Consider the following 18,585-nt stretch of genomic DNA (forward strand, 5'->3'; position numbering starts at 1 on the left):
TTCCCTTTAAGTAAGAGGGGGCAGCTCCTAGCGGAGCTGCTCCCAGGTTTGCCTACCAATGTTGTTTTCTAAGGCCTTGCCACAGAGTGCTGTCGTGCAGGGATCATCGCTGTCTATCTTGTTGGGATCAGTGATGAATGCTTCTGTATCGCCCTCGGTTATAGTCCGGACTTCTGCGCCTTGACCAATGTTTATACCGCTGGGAGCGTCGCCGCCGCCGCCGCCGCCGCCGCCGCCGCCGCCGCCGCCGCCGCCGCCGCCGCCACCGCCGGAACCGCCGCCGGAACCACCAGATCCGACTAGATCTCCCGTAGTGAACTCGCCATCACTGTCGAGATCGAAGACTGGATCAGTCGGAGCCGCGCCGGAAATGAGGTTAAGATCCATAATGAAGCCGGTCCGGCCACTCCCGCAAGGGTTTGAATCTGGTATCAGGGTGCTGAATCGAACCCGATCCGGGAAAATGCCGAACGGATAACTGGATCGACTGACTACTCGTTCACCCGTTTTCTGAGAGTTGTAGATTAGGTCGAGATACCAGCCTTGCTCGGATGTCAGCACGTTACTGGAGGTTTCCCGAACGATATAGCTGTTGTTGCCCGTTCCATCAGTACGAGCGACCTGCACACCGTTTTGAGAGGTGATGGTTTGTTCGAGTAAGTCGCCGCGATCAAGCCCAGACTGATTGAGGTCGTCCCTGATTGCGTAAAGGCTCTGAACCTGGTCTGTTGTATCATCGCCAGTTTGTATAAAACTGCCCGTTCCGAAGGTAAGAATCAGTTCGTCAAGATCAGACGGGTTTACGGTCAGTCGAGGCGCTGAGGTAATAGGTTGAGGGGTTCCGGATTGATCAGTAGCTGTGAACAGCTTCGTAACTGACCAGGAACTGACTTGCTTCTCAACGAAGCTGAACCGCCAGATGTTACCTTTCAGGTCGCCGGCATACGCATACTGGGAAATGGCGCCGCCGTCGGGAAAGCTGGTCAGGACCGGTGCCGCGAGGCCGTTTGAATTGCCGCTCCCCCCTACACCGGTCTCAAACTGCTTGAGAAGCGCTCCATCCGAAAGGCGAACGACGAATAGGCTGGCAGAATCGTCAGTACCGTTGTAGCCATTGCCGAAGACAGCCGCCCATTCGCCGTTGGGAAGGCGTGCTATTTCAGCATTACTGACGCCATACCCTAAATCTGGATGACTGAATTCCCAAAGGACGCTATTTTCGGTTACAGCGGTTGGGTCCGTGATATCAATGGCGAAGACACTGCGTCCACCGGCACCCATGGTCCCTACCAGGATTGTTCTCCATTGACTTGAGCCATTAATATCAACGTAGGCATCGAGGGCCGTCGGCGTACCATCTACGAAGTAGCGGTGGTCGTAATCCGATTCGATAAGGGAGGAAATTTGTGCGTGGGTTTTGCCCGGTCCCGGGCGTAAGAGCTCACCCGGCATGAAGGCAAACAGCTCGTCACCGGTTTCACTGTCGAAAGCATGCAGCATGCCGTCGTTTGCGGCGACGTACAGTGCTTTGGTTCGGCTTTGATAGTCTGTAGAGGAACGGAACGCCCCATAACTTGTACCCTCATTGCCAGGTAAGCGACGGAATCCATAGTTGGGGTTGCCGACGAACAGCGGATTTGCGTTCACTATATCGCCGAGCAAGCGGCGGACCGTTGTGCCGGATTCGTTAGTGAAGCTGCGATCGCGGAAAGTCGGGTGAACGTTGGCGGCACCTCGAAGCCAATTGATTCTGTCGCTGCCAAGGTTGTCTAGCTGGCCAGGATTCTCTGGGTCTGCATTCAGCGCCGCGATCTGGGCCGCCGCAAGATCCTGAATATCCTTGAGCTGGACCGCGTTACTGCCATTGAAAGTAAAGATGTTGCGGTTGGCTGGCAGAGTCTGGCGCAACTGCTCTTCAGCATCCCAGATCTGGGATCCCGAATCGAAGTTGAAGCCAATTAGGGTGCCTGACCAATCCTCGCTGCGGAACCCTGCGAAGAAGCCAGCGGAGTCGGTTCTCAATACCGCAGAGCTCACCGCAGCAGCGGATGATGAGGTTTCTGCTCGCGCGATTACCGTGTCAAGAAACCCGGAGATTTCTCTCGAGAACTCATCAGGATTTTGGGCACTTGCGAATCCTCCACGTCCATTAACCGCAGCGTGGAGCAAATCATCAATGTTCTGTGAGCCAGCGTTTGAAGAGGGCTCTGGCCAGTTAATGGTGTTCCCGTTGCTGATTGCAGCGAAAGCATCTGATTCGCTGACGGAGCCCTCGACACCCAAGCCGATGGTGAAGGTGGTCATGTGCTGCCAAAAGGCTTCATCAATCCCGGCCGTCGGTACCTTATCGTCGAGATCGGGGCGGAGGTCGTTTTTCCAGTACTCCATGGCAACGTCTGCCAGAGTGTTAGAGTGGCCATCGCTGAATGGGGACACGGCTTTATAGTCGAAATCGTCCCCGGTGGGGTCTGGATTGGTATGGGAAGGCCCGGGTGTCCCGTCGGAGTTTCCGACAGAGGGGCTGCTTCCGTTCCAGATGCCGTCCGTCATCAAAATGGCGTAGCTCGGACGACATTCCACATGCGAATTGGTGTCGTTGGTACCTGGTGTATTCCCCCAGGGCCCGGGATTGTCTGTTCGCGAGTAGTATGTGCCCACATCTTTAAGAGCCGTCCGCAGCGGTGTTCCACCCGATACGTTCTTGGTTTGCAGCCAATCCAGGAATTGTTCCCGGCGGTTTGTGTTAAACGGCCGAACGCCACTGATGAGTGTGTTACCGGTAACTCCATCAATCGTGTTGTTGTTGGAGTTTATTGCACCGTATCCAACCCGGATATTTTCGGGGAGATCAAAGAATGCCTCACTGATACCGGCACGTGATGCAAAGTATCGGAGCCGGTAGTACGAAAACCAGTTTGCAAAGTTCTGTTGTTGTTCAGCGCTTTCGTTCGCCAGGAAAACCAGAGAGTAGCAACTGTTGTTCTTTGGGTTGGTGTCGCAGGAGGCGGACGAATTGAACTGGTAGTAAAATGCGCCATTCCGAAAATCGAAACGTGATGTCTGGTACCTGTTGGCCAAGTCGACCGAACCGGTTTGGGAGTACCCATTGACCCAGGCACTAGTGAAGTTCGAATCTGGCCGTCGACCAGTTCCGTCCGGTTTGAACGGTGGGCGGTAGGCTATGTTCGGATCGTAATAGACGGTATTAACAGCGCTACTATAGTACCAGTAATTCCGAACACTAATGGATCGGAAGTTACCGTTTCCATCGCGGTAGGTAAACGGGCCGTTGTTATCGATGTAAAGGCCCAAATCGGACCCGACGCTGTCAGGCATATACTCCCAACCCATCGACCCAGAATCATCGAAAACGAAAACCAGGTTCGGGTCCACGGATTCTTTGAGAAAAACCGGCGCGGAAGCAAGGTTCACATTTGCGACGGCGGCATTCATTGTCCCTGCAGACAGTGCGAAGGCCAGAGCGGCATGTCCAATCTTGCTGGCGCGCCGCGAAAAACGAGGGCTGGTAATTTTCATAACATCTCCTCCTGTTGGGAGAAATAAATCAAAAAATGCCTATTGGTTCGCTCCCGCGAAACGGTCATTCTGGAGGCAGCAGCGCGGTTGACTGAAGAACTGTAACCGCTTCTGCGCTACCACCTTCAGCCCGGCTCGTAATCTGGAAGCGCTCAAAACACGGTTCCGTTGGATCGATGGAGCAAACATCTGCCAAGCGTGCCTGGTGGTAAACTGGCTCAGAATTCACTTGAACGCCGACATTGCCATTGCCTGATGGGGCTGGGTTTGCACCATCCCAGTCCCAGGCCGTTGTCAGCCTTGCGGTTACAGTCGCTGCCTGACGAGTTGCCAAGGTGTTCAGAATATCGGCCTCACCCTGTCTCAAGGCAGTTTCTGCGGCCTGGAAGGAAATTGATCCATCGTGGGCATTGCTCGCCATGCGCTCCTGCATGATCGAACCTTGCATACCGCCGACAGCCAGCAATGAGATCAGAAGCAGCATAACCAGTGCCACTATGAGCGTGGCTCCACGCTCACGATGAGATGGGTGGTTAACTTTGGGTGCACTGGAAAGGTTCTGGAAACTAGCCATTACATTCTCCCCCGGATCGCGGTTGTTCCGACGGACACCAGTCTCACACGACGATCCCCGTTGTTAGCTTGCGCAACTTGGCTCCCAAGCATGTCGAAGTTCCGATTATTTGGTTCGTCCAGTACCTCATCCTGGCTCCGGGTCATTACCGAGAAACGCACGCTCACGACCGTGTTCCAGTTGGCGATCTGGTCGGCAGGAAGGTAGTCGTCGGCTGCATTAGTTCCGGCGGTGTCGACGCCGTAGAGGATCTGCAGTGTTTCGACGCCTGAAACCATTTCCTGTGGCGCCTCAAGCGGCGTGAGTAGCCGACGGAACAGCGCAGGCTCCCCGTTCGTGCCCTGACCTATGTAGTAAGCGGTTGAAGTGAATTCGTAAACTCGGGTTTGAGGTTCGTATGTTAGGTTAAAGTTATTTCCGTTATTGCCCGGGTTTACGTTTCCGCCTGCCATGGTGATTGAGCTGGAGTTTGCGTTGTTGGACTTTTGGAAAAGCTCTCCCGCAGAGCAGTCTCCGAGTGTTGCCAGTACCACCCTGTTGACGGGGACTCCTGAATTGTCGACCAAGTTGATACTGTTGCCATTCTGTGGATTTGCGGCATTGACTGGTACTCCGAGCGGGGTCATCGCGTTGACCACGAGGACATCCGAATTCGTCACCACAGAACCAGCAAGATTGGCAGGCAAGTTCGCTCCTGCCGTCCCTGATGCCCAGTTGCCCGCACCTGGTGTCGCCATCGCGTCCGCCAGAGTTACATTATCGCCCGGTCCAGTATTATTGTACTCCCATCCTTGAAGGGCCTGCGCAAGCGGAACTGTCAAGCCGCCGTTGAGGCGGTTGTCAACAACCTGGTCCAGGGGCCTCCCCATCTCAGCCAGACAGCCAAAACTACCCGCTGACCGAAGGTCCGGTGCCATGATAGCTGACACGAATCGTGTGCTTTCCTGGGCATGAGCTAAGCCCTGAGTCTGGCGATAGGTTTCATTCCCGCTCAGGTATATCTGGGTAACTCCGAGTGTCAGGATAAGGCCAAGGGCCGTTGCGATCAGAAGCTCAACCAGGGAGAGGCCAGATTGCGCCGACACGAATAGCTGCTGAGACTGGGTTGATGATGAAGTGATCAAATCTGGGTCCTCACTACAACAGGATTCATGTTCGCGTCGTTCTGGTCCCAATCAATGGTGACCGTGACAACGTTGCCGTTGACTGTAACCGCGCGAGTAGCTTCCGGCAGCAGGCAGGCCAGGCTGTTTTCCCAGGCAGCAATGTCATTGGCTGCTACCGTTGCGTTCGCGGGGACGAAGGAAGTGGCACATCCGCCATTGTTTGCCCCTTGTGCATCGCCCTGTGCCAGTGCGTAGTCATTCGGCGTGTCAGGATTAGCTCGAATACGGTCGAACAGATCTTCTGCCAACAGAACCGCCTGGCTTCTGCTCTGTGATTGGGTGTTCATCTGGAGAGAAACGACCTGTGTCGATGCCACGCCGAGAATGCCAATACCCAGAATGAGCACGGTAATCAGGATTTCAATCAAACCCAGTCCGCACTGGCTAGTAATGCAAAATGGATGTTGTTGCCGTTTCAGCATCATCAAGGGTGTTACTGGTGTCACGGGCATACTCCATCTTCTATTTCAGTTCTTCCGACAGGGCTGATACGTAAGGTACGGAACGTTATGTCGCCAGAGGCGCAGCCATTCGGGGCCACTGTGAAGGTCTGGGCATTTTGGGGAACTAAAAAACCACGTCTGTCGAAGACCAGGTCGCCAGTTGTCTCTGTAAAGGTAAGGTCAGCAGGAGCCTCGAAGCGACGGATCTGGTCGTTCGCACAGTCCCCCGCCGCATCGCCGGCATGCACGCACCATCCCGTCTCAAGTCCGCCATCGGTACTAAATGTGACATTGGTGCCGCGTTTGATTGCCTCGGCTCGTGCAAGCTTTATCGAAGAGGCAAGAAGGTTAGTGCCCGTCATCAGCCTGTTGCTTTCAATCAAACGACCAAAGCCCGGAATCGCGACCGTTGCAATAATCACGAGGATGACCATCGTGATCAACAGTTCGATAAGCGTAAAACCCTCATCTTTCTTCAACATGCCATGTCCTGTCAGTGAGCTCCACTCTAGTTAATCAAAGGCCTTGGTTACATTCACTACCCGCGCGACGAGCGGTCCAAGATCTGGATTAAGCGGTCTTCTGCTGACAGTGTTGTGATAAGGGTCACGTTTCTGGGGGTTCATGGATTGCCCTGGTAGGCGCTTACGGATTCGGGCAAGCGACACTTGCACCCCAAGGAAGGCGGATTTTTCCGTCGCCGTCATCGTCATGGACCACGCGAATTCTGCCCCCGATATTCAGGGCTAGATAACTCATCTGAGTCCGCCCGTCGGCTCTCCGGGAGCATGCGATCAAACTGCCCATAGTGCCGTGACTCATAGCATCTGCTGCCAGCTGAAAGTAGCCTCTTCCGGCGGTCCGGGAATATATATTGGAATGCCCGTTGTTTAGCTTGAAGATTTGGTGGATGTGGTCGTCGTCAGGGCGCTTGTCGTTGTTGCGATCCGGGAATACCGCGACCGGTAACGTCCAATCGTCGGTGCATCTGCGCTCTGGGGACAGCGGGCATATAGTCGTCAGCGTTTTGCTGTGAATGGCATGCGATCTAGCCGTGGCAAACATGCGCTGAATGTCTTGAGTAAGATCCCTATGGCGGTTTGAAACCAGCAATTGAGTCCAGGATGTCTGGGCAAGACCTGCCAGTAGGGTAACCAGACTGAGGGTGACGACTAGCTCGACCAGAGTAAATCCTCTGGTTTTGATATGGTTGTACATGTTCTGACTTCCGTGTCGGTTTGCAAACACTTTTCACTTCCTGTGAAAAGCAGAATGTTGCCTTTTAGTGCTGAAACCTTATCAGGTTTGGGTCCACTATGCCGATGAAATGCTATTTATTCCATTCCAAGCTTTTTTAGTCGATAACGAAGTGCCCTGAAGCTGATTCCCAGCCGTTTAGCAGCCGCCGTCTTGTTCCACCGGGTAGCTTCAAGCGCCTTCTCAATCGCTTGTCGTTCAATCTTCTCCAGGTATCCCTCCAGGTCGATTTCCCCATCAGGCACAGCAACACCCTCTCGCTCACCAGCCTCTCCCTCGGCAATAATCTGCGTGGCGGAGGCCGCGTGCTGCACGCCATTCCCCAGATGGAGATCGTTAGCATCAATCAGGTCGGCGTCGCAGAGGGTAAAGGCCCGCTCCAATACGTTTTCTAGCTCCCTGACGTTGCCGGGGAAATTATATTCTCGCAGTCGTTCCACGGCCTTTGGCGTTAACGAAGCGGGGTCGCATTCATATTCTTTCGCAATCCTCTCAAGGATGTGATTGGCAAGCAGGGGAATATCATCCGGTCGCTCTCTTAAAGGAGGTACCGCCAGTTCGATTACGTTAATCCGGTAGAAAAGATCCTGGCGGAAGCTGCCTTCCTGAACAAGTTCCGGCAGGTTCTTATGGGTAGCGCTCAGTACCCGGATGTCCACGGGCACCTCTTTGGTATCGCCAACCGGACGAACTGCCTTTTCCTGGATAGCCCGGAGCAGCTTTACCTGCATGGCGAGGGGCAGGTCTGCCACCTCATCAAGGAATAAGGTGCCGCCGTTGGCCGAACGGAATAAGCCGTCTTTATTCTCCACGGCCCCGGTAAAGCTGCCTTTTTTGTGGCCAAAAAATTCGCTTTCCATCAGCTCTGAGGGAATTGCGCCGCAGTTAACCGCGATGAATGGTCCCTCGCGGCGGGGGCCCTGCAGATGGATCATTCTGGCAACCAGTTCCTTGCCGCTGCCGGACTCGCCGCTGATAAAAACGGGCGCTTGGCTTCTGGCCAGTTTTCGGGTCTGGTTACGGAGTTTGCGTATCTCTGGCGATTTACCCAGCAACAGGCCTGGCTCGTCGGCTGTATCTTCTGTGTCTGCCTTTGGCTCGGCTAATTTGAGGGCGCTATTGACCAACTCCCTTAAACGGGGCAGTTCCACCGGCTTGGATACGAAATCAAAAGCCCCGGCTTTGAGAGACTCGATCGCGGTATCCATGTTGCCGTAGGCTGTAATCACAGCAACAGGCGTGGCGGGAGAATGCTTCTGAATCCACTGCACGAGTTCGATGCCATTACCGTCTGGCAGGTTCATGTCGGTCAGGCAGAGGTGGGTGGTGTTCTGTTCCAGCAATTTCCGGGCGCTGGTGAGGTCGGGTGCCGTGAGGGTTGTTATGCCCATCCGGGTGAGGGTGATCTCAAGTAACTCCCGGATGTCCGGTTCATCATCAACGATCAGCGCTGTGTATGTGGTCATCTTGTGTCGTCGGTTCCATGTCGTTGTTCAAGCGCCCGATATCCGCCGGCGCCGGTTCAGATCATTCGCCCCGGGTGAGCAAATGTAATGCGAAAACAGCAGCCGGGCTTGTTATCTTCTACCAGGGAAAGATGGGCCTGATTAGCCTCGCACAGTTCCCGGGCCAGATAAAGCCCGAGCCCGGTCCCGGTCTTGTCTGTGGTAAAAAAGGGTTCGAACACAGAGTTTCTGTGCTCGGGTGCAATGCCTGGCCCCTGGTCACGGACATCGATATAGGCCCGCTCGCCATCTTCGGTTGCACCGGCATGAATGCCGATCTTTCGCTGTCCCGAGTGCTGTTCACTGTAGCGTAAACCGTTGTCACAAAGATTCACCATCACCTGTTCAATCTGGCTTTTGTCGAAGCGCGCCGGAGGCAGTTGCGGATCGATTTTCAGAACGATATTCGCCGTGGTGCAGTCCTCGTCCTGCGTTTGCAGGAAGTCTTCCCGAAATTCCTGGAGCCAGGGTGCCACTTCGATCAGATCGGCATTTGCGGCCCGGCGCCTGGAAAGATCCAGTACATTCTCTATGATGCCATTCACCCGTCGGGAGTGGCGTCGGATGATCTCCAGCATCTGGCGGTCGCCGGGTTCGAGGTTGGGGGATTCTTCCATCAGTTGGGCCGCGTGGCTGATCGCGCCCAGTGGATTGCGGATTTCATGGGCGATGCCGGCCGTCAGTCGGCCCAGCGATGCCAGTTTCATCTGCTGGGCCTGTTGGGTGACTTTGCTCATGTCCTCAATGAACACAAGAATCTGGTCGCCCCGCTCCTGGTCCAGCTGTGTGAAATTGGCTTGCAGCAGCGGCGAGGTCGGTGAGGGCTGAAACGGTTCAATGCGCTGTGTTGGGTCCTTCAGCCACACGTCCAGGCCCTGCTTGAGCGGCTTGGGCAGCACGGTTGCGCGTTCCTGAATCGGTAATGAGGTTTTTGGCGCGCCATATAAAAGCTCCTCGGCAGCAGCGTTGGCAAGACGGATCTGGCCGAAACGGTCCAGCACCAGAATGCCGGTTCGCATGCGCTGAATAATCTGCTGGTTGATCTTCTCCAGCTCGGCAATGCTGCGCGCCCGGCTGCTGGCCAGTGCCTCGCTGCGCATCATTCGGCGGGAGATGCTTTGCAGGACGAAAGCCGCGGCAAAGTAAAGGATGCCCAGGGAGCCGGCCCGGACGATATCATCGGCGGACTCACCCAGCGCCAGCACGGCCCATCCGGAGATGCCCAGGGAGCAGATCGCTGCCAGAGCCGCGTAGAAGGTTCCCATGCGACTCGGGGTCAGGATGTTGCCCGCCGCAACAGATACAATCACAAGGTTGGCCAGGCCGTTGGTAATGCCTGTACTGGCAAGCAGCAGGCCGTGCATGATGAGGATATCCAGCAGGATCGAAAGCGTTATATGGCGCTGGCTGGGGTGAAAGCCGGCCACAAGAAGCAGGGCGATGAAGGCATTCAGGCCCAGGTAAGCGGAGACGCCTGCCTGGTAGTAATCCAGCAGCCGGAAACGCATGTCAAAGTTGACTGGGTCCACGAATAACAGCGCCACCAGCATCAGGCTCACCACCAGGCGGTAGTGGTTGTAGATCCTGAATAGCTTTGCCTGCTGCACACCGGACGGTGTTGAAGGGGGGTGGCCGAGCGTTTCGGTCGATTGTGCTGGTGTATCTGCTGCCATGATTCACAGGAATCCGCTGTTGGTCGGAAGAAATCCACGCCTATGCGGGGTTATAATAGCCTTTTCATGGCAATGAGTTACAGGAGCCGATTTATGTCCGTGTCCGGAAATCAGGCAGCGACCGGGGTGTCTGCCAGAAAACTGCGGGTGGTGATGGCCCAGCTGGATTTTCTGGTGGGGGACATACCCGGCAATACCGAGCTTATCCTTGAGGCTGCCCGCCGGGCATCGTCCGAGCATCAGGCGGACATTGTGGTTTTTCCCGAGCTTTGCCTGACCGGCTATCCGCCGGAGGATCTGCTGTTGCGCCCGAGCCTGGAAGTGCGGGTCAACGAAGCGCTGGAAAGGTTGCAGGCGGAACGGCTGGACCCGGTGATCGTTATCGGTGCTCCCCTTCGTCATGGCCCGCTGTTGTATAACGCGGCGGTTGTGATTGACGGTGGCGAGATTACCGGCCGGTATTTCAAGCGCTTCCCGCCCAACTACCAGGTGTTTGACGAGAAGCGTTACTTTGCCGAAGGCCAGGATGTTCTGACTCTGGATATCCGGGGCGTTCCTGTAGGTATCACCGTGTGTGAAGATCTTTGGAAGGAGGGGCCGGTAGAAGACTGTGCGGCCGCAGGCGCCCGTCTGATTCTGAATCTCAATGCGTCACCGTACGATATCGACAAGCAGGCACGTCGCAAGGCCCTGTTGGAGCGAAAGTCCCGGGAGAATATGGTCAGTATCGTGTACGTGAATCTTGTGGGTGGCCAGGACGAACTGGTTTTCGATGGGGGCTCCATGGTGTTCGACCATTCGGGTGTGCTTATGGCGGAGGCTCCTCAATTTGGCGAGGGCCTGTACCCGGTTGACTTCCTCTGCGAGCACCATTGCCAGCCGGTATCCCGGCCGCTGCCGGAAGAACCGTCGTTGGAGGCCAATGTCTATAGCGCCCTGGTGACCGGTGTTCGGGATTACGTCAACAAGAATGGATTCAAGTCGGTGGTTCTGGGGCTCTCAGGCGGAATCGACTCGGCCGTTACGCTGGCGGTCGCAGTCGATGCCCTGGGCAAGGATCGGGTTCGGGCGGTGATGATGCCGTTCCGTTACACCTCCAGCATGAGCCTTGAGGATGCCGAGGCTGAAGCCGTTGCCCTGGGCGTGCAGTACGATGTGTTTTCCATTGAACCCATGTACGACGCCTTCATGGAAACTCTGGCAGCGCCTTTTGAGGGCACCAAACCGGATACAACCGAGGAAAACCTGCAGGCGCGTCTCCGGGGTGTTCTGCTGATGTCGCTTTCCAACAAGTTTGGTTCCCTGGTGCTGACCACTGGTAACAAGAGCGAGATGGCGGTGGGCTATTCAACGCTTTATGGCGATATGGCTGGCGGCTTTGATGTGCTCAAGGATGTGCCCAAAACCCTGGTATTCCGCCTGGCCAAATACCGCAACACGCTTTCGGAGGGAGAAGTGATCCCCGAGCGTGTGATCACCCGGCCGCCATCGGCAGAACTGGCGCCGGACCAGAAAGATGAAGACAGCCTGCCCGGTTACGATGTACTGGATCAGATTTTGAATCTGTATGTAGAGCGGGATTTCAGTGCCGATGCGATCGTTGCGGAAGGTTTCGAGCGAGTCGACGTTGAGCGGGTTATTCGTCTTGTAGATATCAACGAATACAAACGTCGGCAGGCGCCGATTGGTGTTCGAATTACCGAGCGAGGATTTGGCAAGGACCGGCGTTATCCGATCACCAACGGCTGGAAGAGTGGCAAATAGTTGAAGTATTCGGGGTCAGATGAACTTTTCATCTGGCCCCAAATTCAGCTGTTTGAGCCCTTACTCGTCGCCCATCAAACCGAAGGTAACAACGTTCGTCAGTGAACGGTTTTCACCCTCCAGCAGATCCACCTCAAAATCGCCGTCGGCATTGAATGCCTCACTTTCCGGGAAATTGGTACGGAGCATGGCGATTGCGTCCTGTGAACCTTTTTTCAGATCCAGGAAGCGAAAGGTTTCTGCCAGGATAATCAGAGCCTCTTCAGTAACCGTTGCGGTCGGATAATTCTCGATGATGTACCGCGCCCGGTTGTTGGCCGCCACATAGGCCTGGCGTTTGACGTAATAGCGGGCAGCGTAAAGTTCCAGCTCAGCCATGCGATTGCGCACTGCGATCATTCGCTGTCGGGCATCTGCGACGTACTGGCTTTCCGGGTAGCGGCTCAGCAGTTCCGAAAAATCCCGGAAAGACTGCAGCTGCTCGCCTGGATCCCGGGCCGCAACGTCGATCGGAAAGTAACGGGCAGCAAGGCCGATATCCAGGTTGTAGGAGGCGAGGCCACGCATATAGAGCGCATAATCCCCGTGGTCACTTTGCGGGTTCAGACGCAAAAAACGGTCGGCAGCTGCGCGGGAACCTTCCAGGTCCAGGTTCTGGTAGCGGGCATAAATCAGATCAAGCTGGGCCTGTTCGGCGTAGCGACCGAAGGGATAGTAGGTTTCCAGGGCATCCAGGTTCTCCTCTGCCTCGTTGAAATTCCCGGAGGTCATGGCCTGGCGTGCATTCTCATAGTAGGTCTTCTCCGGAAGTACTTCCTCCTGCTTGTTGGAGGCGCAGGCACTGACCAGAACAACCAGTGTGGAAAGTAACAGCAAACGAAGACCTGATCTCATTCCGGAATCCCGTATAATGTCGATTAATTCAAGGGCAGTCATTGTAGCGGGGAAGTGGCTCCATGTGCAGAGCAATGCCTCGCTGTTTCCAATAATCTGACCGAAACGTAACACACACAGGCCCTGGGGGCTTAATGTCATCTGAAAAACGAATCATCGCCAACTTTGTCGTGCCGCCGGAACTGAGTGATCGGCGCCTTGACCAGGCCGCGGCAGAACTGATGCCCGAACATTCCCGTTCCCGCCTGCAGTCCTGGATCAAAAGCGGCGCGTTGACGGTGAATGGTGAGACGCGAAAGCCTCGGGACAAAGTGATGCTGGATGATCGCCTGGCGCTGGATGCCGAGCCGGAAGCCCAGGTGAGCTGGCAGGCCGAGGAAATCTCCCTCGATATTGTCTATGAGGACGAGCACTTGCTGGTCATCAACAAGCCCGCGGGCCTAGTAGTGCACCCGGCGGCCGGCCATGCCGATGGAACCCTGGTCAATGCCCTGCTGAACTACGCACCGGAGGTCGAGAATCTGCCCAGGGCGGGTATCGTACACCGCCTCGACAAAGACACCTCGGGCATTATGGTCGTTGCCCGTAGCCTGATTGCGCACACGTCCCTGGTCGACCAGCTACAAACCCGAACCATGGGCCGCGAGTACGAGGCCGTCGTCGTTGGCACCCTCACCGGCGGCGCAACGGTTGATGCGCCCATCGGCCGGCATCCTCGGGAGCGCAAGAAAATGGCGGTCGTCGCCTCCGGCAAACCGGCGGTCACCCATTATCGTCTGGTGGAACGTTTTGCCGCCCACACTCACGTCCGCTGCAAACTGGAAAGCGGCCGAACCCATCAGATCCGGGTTCATATGGCCCATGTAAAACACCCGCTGGTCGGAGATCCGCTCTATGGAGGTCGGCTGAGACTGCCCAAGGGAACCACTGACGAGCTTAGAGAGGCCCTCTCGGCGTTCAACCGTCAGGCCCTCCACGCCCGGCAATTGACCCTGGAACACCCGGAAACCGGTGAAATCCTGACCTGGGAGGTTCCCTTGCCTGAGGATATGGTTGCGTTGATTGAAGCTCTGCGCAAACACGCCCGGGAGCTGGAAACCCGTGACTATTGAAGGTAACGCCCTGAAACCGGACTGGCCTGCGCCCGATAGAGTGCGGGCGGTCAGCACAACTCGCGTCGGGGGTGTCAGCGTTCCACCCTGGAGCAGTCTTAACCTCGGTAGTCACGTCGAAGACAACCCGGAACACGTCCAAGAGAATCGGCGAAGACTCGCCGAGTCCTTGAAGCTGGATAGCGCCCGTATTGGTTGGCTCAACCAGGTACACGGTACCGCGGTCGTTGAGCTAACCCCGAACAACGTCGGACAAACGGCCGAGGCTGACGCCAGCTACACCTGTCATCCGGGCATCGCCTGCGCCATCCTTACCGCCGACTGCCTGCCCGTTATCCTTGCCGATCGCGAAGGAACGGTTGTTGGCGCCGCCCACTGTGGCTGGCGAAGCCTGTGTGGCGGTGTTATCGAGAATCTGGTGAGCGAGATGGCGGTTGCGCCCGAAACCCTGCAAGCCTGGCTCGGCCCGGCCATCGGTCCGGACAGCTTCGAGGTCGGCCCGGAAGTGCGTGACGCCTTCCTTGATCATGGTCCCAAAGCGGTCCTCGCCTTTAGAGCCGAAGGCGCTCGGCCGGGTCATTTCATGGCAGATATCTATGCCCTTGCCACTCTGAGGTTAAATCATCTCGGTGTTTCCAGCGTGACTGGCGGTGCCCTGTGTACCGTTCAGGATTCAGATCGGTTTTTTTCATACCGCAGGGATGGCCAAACAGGGCGGATGGCCACGCTGGTCTGGCTAACAAGCTAAGTGGCCAACTTGAAGTGGCCGTGGCAAGGCGGTTGCTGAAAAGTCCGGTGGCTGGTGCGAGGCTGCTTTCCAGAACTGTCTGCAGCATGGATGCTGCAGCCAAGCCTACAGGGATGTATTCACGGCGTGTTCTGGAAAGCAGCCTCGCGCCAGCCTTGCACCCAGCACCAAACTCAAACCTGACGGCCGTCAATTTTCTGACGAATACACCGCCGCCCCGCTTGAAGTCCCTCTACTTGCCCCTACATTAACTGTCAAAGCAATCGAATATCCGCCACCCAAGGCACCATGGTATTCGCAGAAATTTGGGGAAAGTACACATGAGAATCGACAAGCTGACCAGCAAGCTGCAGACCGCCCTCGCGGACGCACAGTCCATCGCGGTCGGAAAGGATCACAACTTCATTGAGCCGGTGCACCTGATGCAGGCACTGCTTGATCAGGAAGGCAGCGCCATCAAACCCTTGCTCAAGCAGGCCGGCGCAGAGCCCGGACGCATTCGCCAGGCGATCGCCCGGGAGATCGAAAACCTGCCCGAAGTGCAGGGATCGGCCGGCGACGTCTCCATGTCCAATGACATGGGCCGGCTGTTCAACATTGCCGACAAGCTCGCCCAGAAACGCAAAGACCAGTACATCTCCAGTGAGCTCATGTTGCTGGCCGCCCTGGAAGATCGGGGTACTTTGGGTCGCGTACTTCGGGAGCAGGGTGTTGATAAAGCTGCCCTGGAAAAAGCGATTGACGACGTTCGCGGCGGTGAAGCCGTCAACGACGCCAGCGCCGAAGAAAACCGTCAGGCTCTGTCCAAATACACCATCGACCTTACCGAGCGAGCCGAGGCCGGCAAGCTGGACCCGGTAATCGGCCGCGATGATGAAATTCGCCGTACCATTCAGGTATTGCAGCGCCGCCGGAAGAACAACCCGGTTCTCATCGGTGAGCCCGGCGTTGGTAAAACCGCCATCGTCGAAGGGCTGGCCCAGCGTATCGTCAACGGCGAGGTGCCCGATGGCCTCAAGGACAAGAAGGTTCTGTCACTCGATATGGGTGCCCTTATTGCCGGCGCCAAGTTCCGGGGTGAGTTTGAAGAACGCCTGAAAGCTGTTCTGAACGAACTGTCCAAACAGGAAGGTCAGATCATCCTGTTCATCGACGAGATTCACACCATGGTTGGTGCCGGCAAGGCCGAAGGCTCCATGGATGCCGGTAATATGCTCAAGCCGGCGCTCGCTCGTGGCGAGCTGCACTGCGTGGGCGCGACTACCCTGGACGAATACCGTGAAAACATCGAAAAAGACGCCGCTCTTGAGCGTCGCTTCCAGAAAGTACTGGTCAGCGAACCCAGTGAGGAAGATACCATCGCCATCCTGCGGGGCCTGAAAGAGCGTTATGAAGTTCACCACGGGGTTGAGGTGACAGATGGCGCCATTATCGCCGCCGCCAAACTGTCGCATCGTTACATTGCCGACCGTCAGCTGCCGGACAAGGCCATTGACCTGGTGGACGAGGCCGCTTCCCAGATCCGGATGGAAATGGATTCGAAGCCCGAGGCCCTGGATCGTCTCGAACGTCGTCTGATTCAGTTGAAAATCGAGCGTGAGGCGCTCAAGAAAGAGACCGATGCTGCCTCGAAAAAACGCCTGTCGGAACTGTCCGATGTGATCACCGGTGTCGAGCGTGAGTACGCCGATCTGGAAGAAGTCTGGAATACCGAAAAGGCGGCATTGCACGGGTCCCAGAAGATCAAGAGCCGGTTGGAACAGGCCCGCATTGATCTGGAGAATGCCCGTCGTGCCGGTGACCTCGGCAAGATGTCTGAGCTCCAGTACGGGCAGATTCCTGAGCTTGAGCGCCAGCTGGATATGGCCAGCCAGGCAGAAATGATGGAAATGAAGCTGCTTCGCAACCGGGTAACCGACGAGGAAATCGCCGAGATTGTCTCCAAGTGGACCGGCATCCCGGTGTCCAAGATGCTCGAAGGTGAGCGCGATAAGCTCATGCGCATGGAAGAGGCGCTTCATGGTCGGGTTATCGGCCAGGATGAGGCGGTTGAAGCTGTTTCTAACGCGGTGCGTCGTTCCCGGGCCGGATTGTCCGACCCCAATCGTCCAAACGGTTCGTTCCTGTTTCTCGGCCCGACGGGTGTGGGTAAGACCGAGCTGTGTAAGGCGCTGGCGTCCTTCCTGTTCGATACCGAGGAAGCCATGGTTCGCATCGATATGTCCGAGTTCATGGAGAAGCATTCCGTGGCTCGCCTGATTGGTGCGCCCCCGGGCTACGTCGGCTACGAGGAAGGTGGCTACCTGACCGAAGCGGTCCGCCGTCGGCCGTATTCCGTGTTGCTGCTGGATGAGGTGGAAAAAGCCCATCCGGATGTGTTCAACATACTTTTGCAGGTACTTGAGGATGGTCGCCTGACTGACGGGCAGGGCAGGACCGTCGACTTCCGGAACACGGTCATTGTCATGACCTCAAACCTCGGCTCGGACATCATCCAGCAGAAAGCCGGCGAGGAGAGCTACGAGGTCATGAAGAATGCCGTCATGGAAGTCGTCGGCACTCATTTCCGCCCCGAGTTCATCAACCGCGTGGATGAAGTGGTGGTGTTCCACCCGCTGGCGGAGAGTCAAATCCAGGGCATTGCCCGGATTCAGATCGAGTCTCTGAGCAAGCGCCTGAAAGAGCAGGATATGAAGCTGGAGCTGGATGATGCTGCCATGGAGTTGTTGGCGGAAGTGGGCTATGACCCGGTCTACGGTGCCCGGCCGCTGAAGCGGGCCATCCAGCGGATGATCGAGAACCCGCTGGCCCAGAGGCTGCTAAAGGGAGAGTTTGTGTCGGGTGATGTCATTCGTGGCACAGTGAAGGACCACCACCTGGATTTCACCAAAGCCTGACCCGAGAGTCGGAGCTGAAGTCGGGGTCAGATGAAAGCTTTCATCTGACCCCATTTTTACATGTTCACATCGGTTCGCAATTATCTTCCGCCATTCGCTCAAGTTCTGCCCGTTTCTCGGCAAGCTCTTCCGGAGTCAGATAGCGCAGTTCGCCGTTTTCCTCAATCCGGATGCGGGCGTGGTTGGCAATTACCTCCAAGTTGGACCGGGCTGTCGCGCAATTTGCGTCGCGCTGTTTCCGGCGGGCCTCCTCAACGGCGGTCTCCTGGCGCTGCCTTGCCTCATCTTCCTGGTGTTCCTGCATATTCTGCAGACGCTCCTGGGGGCTCTGCCTGTTGCCAGACGCGTCGGAAGAGGTGCCGGAGCGAACATTGACTCGTTCGGCCTTTGAGCCCGTAGGCTGCCGGTCCCCAAAATGGGTAACCCCGTTTTCATCGGTCCATTTATAGACAGAGGCGCTCATGGCGACACCTGGTACAACGGCCAGTAATAAGGTCAGCGTCAGGATTTTTCTGTTCATGGCTCTACTCGCGTGTGTTCACTGCTCCCGGGCAGGCAGACAACCTGGATAAACCGGGCCCGTTTTTTCTCAGCTTATTATTCCCTATCATGCCACCAGTGTTGCGGATTTTCTTCTGTCTGGTTCAAATCTTTGTATCGGATTTGTGTCAAGTATGGCAGACCTTCGGCCAGTATAGGCACAGAAACCTGCAGCGGCTATTGACAGGGAGTTTCGCGCTGTCAGAATTACCGATTGCCTGAAGACTGGGGTCAATACGGCAGGCAATCCCGAGCGAGTATCCCCCATCAATTACCACACTGAACGCGCCGCGTATCCGTCGCGGGATGGTTGTTGCTTACGTGCAACCCGTTGATTGGCCGTTCTCCGCAACCCTCAGGAGGGCGGCTGGCCAGGAGACAACCTCTTAACAAGGTGTGGAGGAGCAGCCGGTTCCGCTTTCAAAAGAAGCATGGACACCGTGAATCCAGGCAACCGGGAGCCTTCCCGGCTCAT

At 56.3% G+C, this 18,585-nt stretch carries 14 protein-coding genes; 4 read left to right on the top strand and 10 right to left on the bottom strand.

The annotated features are described in order from the left end of the window. Positions 1 to 27: 27 nt before the first annotated feature. From SIC15_RS04290 to SIC15_RS04325, 8 genes are all read right to left on the bottom strand, one after another. On the bottom strand, positions 28 to 3,537 hold the full coding sequence (locus tag SIC15_RS04290) for a pilus assembly protein (protein ID WP_412537140.1): 3,510 nt from the start codon (positions 3,535 to 3,537) through the stop codon (positions 28 to 30). Between the two features lie 64 nt (positions 3,538 to 3,601). Further along, positions 3,602 to 4,111, bottom strand: coding sequence for a PilX N-terminal domain-containing pilus assembly protein (locus tag SIC15_RS04295; RefSeq protein WP_092033013.1), 510 nt, complete (start codon positions 4,109 to 4,111; stop codon positions 3,602 to 3,604). After that, the gene (locus SIC15_RS04300) at positions 4,111 to 5,235 is read right to left on the bottom strand and encodes a PilW family protein (protein WP_092033016.1); all 1,125 of its coding nucleotides are present in this window, start codon (positions 5,233 to 5,235) and stop codon (positions 4,111 to 4,113) included. The genes SIC15_RS04295 and SIC15_RS04300 overlap by 1 nt, the downstream gene beginning before the upstream one ends. Further along, positions 5,232 to 5,723 carry a type IV pilus modification protein PilV gene (pilV, locus tag SIC15_RS04305; RefSeq protein ID WP_194838985.1) on the bottom strand — a complete coding sequence of 164 codons (492 nt, stop codon included), beginning with the start codon at positions 5,721 to 5,723 and terminating at the stop codon, positions 5,232 to 5,234. The genes SIC15_RS04300 and pilV overlap by 4 nt, the downstream gene beginning before the upstream one ends. Next, positions 5,720 to 6,202 (bottom strand): GspH/FimT family pseudopilin, encoded by a 483-nt coding sequence (locus tag SIC15_RS04310; RefSeq protein WP_092034276.1) that lies wholly within the window; start codon positions 6,200 to 6,202, stop codon positions 5,720 to 5,722. Before SIC15_RS04310 ends, pilV begins: the two co-directional genes overlap by 4 nt. A 163-nt stretch (positions 6,203 to 6,365) precedes the next feature. Next, a complete protein-coding gene (locus SIC15_RS04315) occupies positions 6,366 to 6,938 on the bottom strand; it encodes a GspH/FimT family pseudopilin (protein WP_092034274.1) in 573 nt (190 codons plus the stop codon). A gap of 116 nt (positions 6,939 to 7,054) precedes the next feature. Further along, positions 7,055 to 8,443 carry a sigma-54-dependent transcriptional regulator gene (locus SIC15_RS04320; RefSeq protein ID WP_092034272.1) on the bottom strand — a complete coding sequence of 463 codons (1,389 nt, stop codon included), beginning with the start codon at positions 8,441 to 8,443 and terminating at the stop codon, positions 7,055 to 7,057. Positions 8,444 to 8,499: 56 nt separating this feature from the next. Next, positions 8,500 to 10,155, bottom strand: coding sequence for a sensor histidine kinase (locus SIC15_RS04325; RefSeq protein ID WP_092034270.1), 1,656 nt, complete (start codon positions 10,153 to 10,155; stop codon positions 8,500 to 8,502). 93 nt (positions 10,156 to 10,248) lie between these two features. Between SIC15_RS04325 and SIC15_RS04330 the strand changes: the two genes are divergently transcribed. Then, positions 10,249 to 11,919 (top strand): NAD+ synthase, encoded by a 1,671-nt coding sequence (locus SIC15_RS04330; RefSeq protein WP_092034268.1) that lies wholly within the window; start codon positions 10,249 to 10,251, stop codon positions 11,917 to 11,919. 60 nt (positions 11,920 to 11,979) lie between these two features. Here the strand turns inward: SIC15_RS04330 and SIC15_RS04335 are convergent, their stop codons facing one another. Further along, positions 11,980 to 12,813: an outer membrane protein assembly factor BamD gene (locus tag SIC15_RS04335; protein WP_008170703.1), complete on the bottom strand. Its 834-nt coding sequence runs from the start codon at positions 12,811 to 12,813 to the stop codon at positions 11,980 to 11,982. A gap of 134 nt (positions 12,814 to 12,947) precedes the next feature. On the opposite strand from SIC15_RS04335, the gene rluD reads away from it, so the two are divergent. The 3 genes from rluD (at position 12,948) to clpB (ending at position 17,570) form a co-directional block, all read left to right on the top strand. Then, positions 12,948 to 13,925: a 23S rRNA pseudouridine(1911/1915/1917) synthase RluD gene (gene rluD / locus SIC15_RS04340; protein ID WP_008170702.1), complete on the top strand. Its 978-nt coding sequence runs from the start codon at positions 12,948 to 12,950 to the stop codon at positions 13,923 to 13,925. After that, on the top strand, positions 13,915 to 14,673 hold the full coding sequence (pgeF, locus tag SIC15_RS04345) for a peptidoglycan editing factor PgeF (protein ID WP_092034266.1): 759 nt from the start codon (positions 13,915 to 13,917) through the stop codon (positions 14,671 to 14,673). Before rluD ends, pgeF begins: the two co-directional genes overlap by 11 nt. A 320-nt stretch (positions 14,674 to 14,993) precedes the next feature. Beyond that, a complete protein-coding gene (gene clpB, locus SIC15_RS04350) occupies positions 14,994 to 17,570 on the top strand; it encodes an ATP-dependent chaperone ClpB (protein ID WP_008170699.1) in 2,577 nt (858 codons plus the stop codon). Between the two features lie 64 nt (positions 17,571 to 17,634). On the opposite strand, the gene SIC15_RS04355 is transcribed toward clpB, so the two are convergent. Beyond that, positions 17,635 to 18,090 carry a DUF4124 domain-containing protein gene (locus tag SIC15_RS04355; protein WP_092034264.1) on the bottom strand — a complete coding sequence of 152 codons (456 nt, stop codon included), beginning with the start codon at positions 18,088 to 18,090 and terminating at the stop codon, positions 17,635 to 17,637. Positions 18,091 to 18,585: the final 495 nt, after the last annotated feature.

The organism is Marinobacter sp. MIT932201, assembly GCF_047123295.1.
In the GTDB taxonomy this organism is placed as follows: domain Bacteria; phylum Pseudomonadota; class Gammaproteobacteria; order Pseudomonadales; family Oleiphilaceae; genus Marinobacter; species Marinobacter salsuginis.